Source organism: Angustibacter speluncae, from assembly GCF_054777815.1.
In genome coordinates this window covers 1-5,802 of record NZ_BAAHAF010000201.1, presented here as the reverse complement: position 1 = coordinate 5,802, position 5,802 = coordinate 1, and the positions used below count along the sequence as shown (strand labels likewise).

Annotated in this window: 7 protein-coding genes; 3 read left to right on the top strand and 4 right to left on the bottom strand. The window is 77.8% G+C overall.

The features are described from left to right. Positions 1-466: DNA glycosylase family protein (locus tag ACYVKY_RS21790; protein ID WP_460437084.1), on the bottom strand; the 466-nt coding region annotated here is incomplete at its 3' end. Positions 467-508: 42 nt separating this feature from the next. On the opposite strand from ACYVKY_RS21790, the gene ACYVKY_RS21785 reads away from it, so the two are divergent. Together ACYVKY_RS21785 and ACYVKY_RS21780 are read left to right on the top strand one after the other, a co-directional pair. After that, the gene (locus ACYVKY_RS21785) at positions 509-1,231 is read left to right on the top strand and encodes a DUF3105 domain-containing protein (RefSeq protein WP_460437083.1); all 723 of its coding nucleotides are present in this window, start codon (positions 509-511) and stop codon (positions 1,229-1,231) included. Between the two features lie 5 nt (positions 1,232-1,236). Beyond that, positions 1,237-1,899, top strand: coding sequence for a TIGR03089 family protein (locus ACYVKY_RS21780; protein WP_460437082.1), 663 nt, complete (start codon positions 1,237-1,239; stop codon positions 1,897-1,899). A gap of 48 nt (positions 1,900-1,947) precedes the next feature. On the opposite strand, the gene ACYVKY_RS21775 is transcribed toward ACYVKY_RS21780, so the two are convergent. Genes ACYVKY_RS21775 through ACYVKY_RS21765 form a run of 3 tightly spaced genes read right to left on the bottom strand, consistent with a single transcriptional unit; the run spans position 1,948 to position 5,521 of the window. Then, positions 1,948-2,820, bottom strand: a complete 873-nt coding sequence (locus ACYVKY_RS21775) for a glycosyltransferase family 2 protein (RefSeq protein ID WP_460437081.1) — start codon at positions 2,818-2,820, stop codon at positions 1,948-1,950. Further along, entirely contained in the window at positions 2,817-3,944 is a 1,128-nt protein-coding gene (locus tag ACYVKY_RS21770) for a glycosyltransferase family 4 protein (RefSeq protein WP_460437080.1), read from the bottom strand. Before ACYVKY_RS21770 ends, ACYVKY_RS21775 begins: the two co-directional genes overlap by 4 nt. Next, positions 3,941-5,521 carry a glycosyltransferase family protein gene (locus ACYVKY_RS21765; protein ID WP_460437079.1) on the bottom strand — a complete coding sequence of 527 codons (1,581 nt, stop codon included), beginning with the start codon at positions 5,519-5,521 and terminating at the stop codon, positions 3,941-3,943. The genes ACYVKY_RS21770 and ACYVKY_RS21765 overlap by 4 nt, the downstream gene beginning before the upstream one ends. A 163-nt stretch (positions 5,522-5,684) precedes the next feature. On the opposite strand from ACYVKY_RS21765, the gene ACYVKY_RS21760 reads away from it, so the two are divergent. Continuing rightward, positions 5,685-5,802, top strand: a 118-nt coding sequence (locus ACYVKY_RS21760) for a CoA-transferase (protein WP_460437038.1), incomplete at its 3' end; no start/stop codon positions are given.

Here is a 5,802-nt window from a genome sequence, read left to right as displayed (position 1 = left end):
CGCCGGGGGCCGGCTCGCCGAAGGCGAGCAGCAGCGCCCGCCAGCCCTTGGCCGCCTCCAGGCCGGTGACGCGTTGGTTCAGGCACGCGATCGCGAGCGCGTCGAGCACGCGGCGGGTGCGCGGCACCCGCCAGCCGGGGCGGGCGCGCCAGGCGTCGACGAGCACCGCGTGCTCGGCCGCGGGGACGAACGCCTCCGGCTCGTCGCGCGCGCCGAGCAGGTCGGGGACGCCGTCGAGCAGCCAGCCCGCCCCCTCGCCCCACGCGGCGGCCTCGACCACCCCCTCGCGCGGACGGGCCCGCACCCGGAGCAGACCCGTGCCCACCGGTGTCGTGGTGGCCCACCAGTGGGTGCCGTCGGCCTCGACCCGCCAGGACGGGTCGCCCCGCCCGCAGCGCAGCGCGGCCAGGGTGGCGCCGACGTCGAGCCGGTGCCCCGGCCGGTACGTCCGCTCCGCGCCGTCCACCCGACCAGGGTGCCACCGGGCAGGTTGCCTAGACTGCGCCCCGTGGCGAACAAGAAGAAGGAGACCGCCGAGCGGGCGGCCAGGGTCGAGCAGATGCGGGCCGCGCAGGCCGCCAAGGAGCGTCGCCGCACGCTGCTGGTGGCCGGTGCCGCGGCCGCCGTCGTCGCCGTCCTGGTCGTGCTGGTCGTCGTCGTGGTCCTCGACTTCCGCCGCAACAACCCCGACGAGCTGCCCCTGATCGGCGTCGCCGCCGGCGCGGCCGACTGCGACCCCGTCGAGGACGACGACGCCGCCGGCGACGACGTCAGCAACCACGTCGGCCCGGGCACGCCCTCGCCGGACGTCGACGTCGTCGAGTACGACACCGTGCCGCCCTCGTACGGCCCGCACTACGCCTCGCCGACCTACCCGGCCGCGCCGTTCTACACCGCCGAGGACCGCCCGCGGATGGAGAACCTGGTGCACAACCTCGAGCACGGCTACACCGTGGTCTGGTACGCCGAGGACCTCCCGCAGGCCCAGGTCGACGAGCTCGAGCAGATCGCCGGCATCGCCCGCGACGACGACGCCACCGGCGGCAAGTTCATCGTCAGCGCCTGGGACGACGCCTACGGCGAGCTGCCCGAGGGCAAGCAGGTCGCCCTGTCGCACTGGGCCGCCGAGAGCGGTCACCGCCAGCTGTGCGGCTCGGTGTCCGGCGAGGTCGTCGAGAGCTTCATCACCGACTTCCCGGCCTCGGACTCCCCCGAGCCCAACGGCGCCTGAGCGCCGTGCCCGCGCCGGCCACCGACGTCGCCTCGCTGCTCGCCGCGCTCGAGCGCGACGACGCCGGCCGGCCGCGGCTGACCTGGTACGGGCCGGACGCCGGCGCGGGCGCCGGCGAGCGGATCGAGCTGTCGGCGCGGGTGCTGCGCACCTGGGTCGCCAAGACCGTCGGCCTGCTGCAGGACGAGCTCGACGCCGAGCCCGGCACCACCGTGCGCCTCGACGCCCCGGCCCACTGGAAGTCGCTGGTGTGGGTGCTCGCCGCGTGGGCGGTGGGCGCCGACCTGGTCGGGCCCGGCGAGGACGCCGAGGTCGTGGTGACCAGCGACCCCGCGCACGACGACCTGCCGCCGGGTGCGCTGCCGGTCGTGCTCGCGCTGCCCTCGCTGGCCCGTGCGTGGGCGGGCGACCTGCCGTCCGGGGCGGTCGACTACGCGGCCGTGGTCACCGGGTTCGCCGACGACCTGCCGCCGGGCCTGCCCACGGGCACGCTGCCGGCGCACGACGCGGTACCCGCGGGCACCCGCGCCCTGCTCGACGCCCGTCCCGGCGGGCCGGTCGAGGTGGCGCTCGCCGCGCTGCCGGTGCTGGCCGGTGCGGGGTCGGTGGTGCTGGCGGCCCGCGACCTCACCGGCGCCGAGCGCGACGCCGAGCGCGTCACCGCCTAGCGCGTCACCGCCTAGCGCGTCACCGCCTAGCGCGTCACCGCCTGACGATCACCGCCTGACGGGGGCCGCGCCCAGGCCGATCCGGCCGACCACCCGGCTGGCGGCGTACCGCGCGCCCAGCCCGAGCCGCAGCCCCAGCCGCACCGGTGCCTGCCACCACCGCGGGTACCGCCGCGTCATGTAGCGGATCGCGCTGGCGTGGTGGGCCTTGATCATGATCGCGGGCTGGTCGCGCCAGGAGTGCCCGCCGACGTGCGTCACCGGCACCGACGGCACGTAGACGCACTCCCAGCCGGCCCGGCCCAGCCGGGCGCACAGGTCGACGTCCTCGAAGAACATGAAGTAGCTCGGGTCGAAGCCGCCGACCTGCTCGAAGGCCTCGCGGCGCAGCAGCAGGCACGAGCCGGACAGCCAGCCGACCGGCCCCTCGACCAGTGGCCCGCGCTCGCGGCGGTACGCCGCCGTCCAGGGGTTGCCCGGCCACCACCAGCCGAACAGCGCGTGGCCGACGCCGGTACCGAGCGTCGGCAGCGCCCGCGCGGACGGGTAGACCTCGCCCTCCGGCGTGTACAGCCCCGGGCCGAGCACCCCGGCCCGCGGCCAGCGCGCGGCGGCGTCGACGAGGGCGTCGAGCGAGCCCGGGGTCCACACCACGTCCGGGTTCGCCACCACGAGCCAGTCGCCCAGCGCCCCGGCCGCCCCCTCGTTCGCCGCGGCGCCGTACCCGAGGTTGCCGCCGGTCGCGTGCAGCCGCGCCCGTCCCTGCGCGGCCGCGGCCTCGGGGACGCCGTCGGTGGAGCCGTTGTCGGCCATCACGACCTCGTACGGCCGCCCGGTGGCCGCCTCGAGCGAGTCGAGGAAGTCGGCCAGCGAGTCCCCCGGCGAGTACGTGACCGTGACGACCCGCAGCGGCGCGCTCACCGCGCCACCCGCTCGAGCACGTCCAGGTGGGCCCGCGCGCAGCGCTCCCAGGTGAAGGTCCGGGCGCGCTCCAGCGCGGCGGCGCCCAGCCGCGCGCGCAGGTCGCGGTCGGCGACCAGCCCGGCGAGCGCGGCAGCGATCGAGTCCGGGTCGGGCTCGCAGTAGGCCACGGCGTCGCCGCCGACCTCGGGCAGCGACAACCGCGGGGTGGTGAGCACGGCCGCCCCGCACGCCATCGCCTCGAGCACCGGCAGCCCGAAGCCCTCGCCGAGCGAGGGGTACGCGACGACGCCGGCGCCGGCGAACAGCGCCCGCAGGTCGTCCAGGGGCAGGTAGCCGGTGCGCACCACGCGCAGCCGCTCGGGCAGGCCCGCCAGCTCGTCGTCGAGCGCGTCGTCCCAGCCGGCGCCGCCGGCCAGCACCAGCGCGGGCGGGTCCGGGGCGTCGCCGAAGGCCCGCACCCAGCCGCGGACGAGGCCGACGAGGTTCTTGCGCGGCTCGAGGGTGCCGAGGAAGGCCACGTAGGTGCCGGGGACGAGGTCGTGCTGCGCCGCGAACCGCGCGACGTGCGCCGCGTCGGCCGGACGGAAGACCTCGAGGTCGACGCCGTGCGGGACGACGTCGATGCGGCGGGGATCGGCCCCGGCCCAGCGGACCAGCTCGTCGCGGGTGGCGTCCGAGGGCACGACGCACGCCGCCGCGACCCGCAGCGCGGTGCGGGTCGCGGCCCGGAAGAACCGCGCCTTCACCTGCAGGTGCACCTGCGGGTCGGAGAAGAAGGTGGCGTCGTGCAGCGTCACCACCTTCGGCAGCGGCGCGGCCAGGCTGGTCGTGTAGTGCGGCGACAGCAGCACCTGCGCCCGGGTGCGGGCGGCGAGCGCGGCCAGGCCGGTCTGCTCCCAGGCCATCCGCACCGGGCGCCGCTCCAGCGCACCGGGGACCTCGTGCAGGGTCGCGCCGGGCGCCAGCCGCTCCCACACCTCGCGGTCGCGCCCCTGCGCCGCGACCAGCAGCGGGACGCCGAGCGCGTCGAGGCCCTGGACGACGTTGTCGAGGTAGCGGCCGACGCCGCCGCGGTCCTGCGGGACGGCGGTCGCGTCGACGAGCACGCGGGGCCCGCTCACGCCGCCACCTCCTCGTGCGCGGGACGGCGGGCGGGACGGCTCGCGCGCGCGGCGAGGACGTCGAGGCGTCCGGCCAGCACCACGGCCACGACGAGGGCGAGCAGCCCGGCGCCGGTGAGCAGCACGACGATCTCCTGTCCCGGCGGGGGGCTCCACGCCGGCTCGGCGGTGGGCAGCGGCGCGGGCGGCAGCCGCGGGTTGTCCATCCGCGCGCCGTAGGCGTACCGCCACAGGTGCCACAGCAGCGCGAACCCCTGCAGGGCGGCCAGCGCCAGCAGCAGCGCGATCCCGCGGGGCCGCAGGAAGGCGTCCGGGCGCAGCGGAGCCAGCGAGGGCACCAGCAGGACGGCGGCGGCGGCGAGCACCGGCAGCACGTAGCGCCCCTGGTAGCCGTACGCGGTGAGCACGCTGTGCACGACGACGACCACGAGCGCGGTGACGGCGAAGGCGGCGACCCACCGGGCCGGCAGGTCGACCGCGGCGGCGCGGTCGGGGCGGGGGCGGGCCGCGCGGACCGCGAGCCAGGTCGCCGCGGCGACCCAGGCCAGCAGGTAGAGGCTCGGCAGCGGCGTGTCGAGCCAGCCGAGCACGCCGACCGCCTGCTGCACCAGGTCGCCGGTCTTCAGCAGCACGAGCAGCAGGCGTCCCCACGGGGGCAGCGCGAGCCAGGCCTCCTCGTAGGGGACGTCGCCGACGCGCAGCCCGGCGGCGTAGACCGTCCAGGCCACCGCACCGGCCACCGCGGCCACGACGAGGCCGATCGTCCAGGGCGACAGCCGCCAGGCCGGCAGCCGGCGCCACCAGCCGCGCCCCCAGGCCGGCGGGACGAGCAGCAGCGCCAGCAGCAGCCCGGCCCACAGCCAGCTGATCGGCCGGGTCCAGGCCAGCACGGTCACGGTGACGACGAGCAGCGCCTGCGGGCCGCGCCCGACCGGTCCGCCGGCGAGCGCGTCGTGGCGCAGGACGCAGACCACCGCCGCCCCGGCGACGGTCGCGGCGACCTCGAGGCCGCTCGGGTTGACGGTCGGGCCGAGGTAGACCGCCATCGGCGTGAGCGCCACGCCCGTGCCGACCGCCGCGGCGGCCGACCCGTACCGCCGGGCGAGCAGCGCCACCGCCGGGGCGAGCAGCGCGACCGCGAGCAGGCCGGCGACGACCCGGGTGCCGAGCAGCGCCGCCTCGGCGCCGACCCCGAGGGCGAGCTGCGCCCGCAGCGCCGTGCCGAGCACCGCGTACGGCAGCGGCGGGTACCGCGTCATGTAGGTCTCGGCGACCGGCGTCGGGGCGGCGTCCGGGCAGGCGGCGGGCAGCGCCCAGTTGAACCGGTAGCACCCGCCCTGCACCTGCGCGCCGAGGTCGGGCGGCACGTCGAGGACGAGGAACGGCGCGATCACCTCGGGCTCCCCGCCGAGCTGGCGCAGCTCGACCCGGTCGCGGCCGGGCCCGACCTGGCCGGTGGCGACGCCCCAGGCGTACACGGTGTGGGAGTCCTCGTCCGGCGCGGAGCCGACCGGCGACGACAGCGCCCAGCCGACGACGACCGCCGCGGCGCCGAGCAGCGCCGCGAGCGCCACCACGACCCCGCCCCGTCGCCGAGGTGCTGGGTGATCCACCCGCACACTCTCTCGCACCGGGCTGTGGTGGCCCACCACGGCCCGCCGCCGCGGACGCGGCCACTAGGCTCGCAGCCGTGCGGACGACGACGAGGACGACGCCGAGGACGACGACCCGGGCGGCGACGTGGACAAGGTGATCGCGAGCGCGGCCGAGGCGGTCGCGGACGTGCCGGACGGCGCGTCGCTGGCGGTGGGCGGGTTCGGCCTGTGCGGCATCCCGAGCACCCTGATCGGCGCCCTGC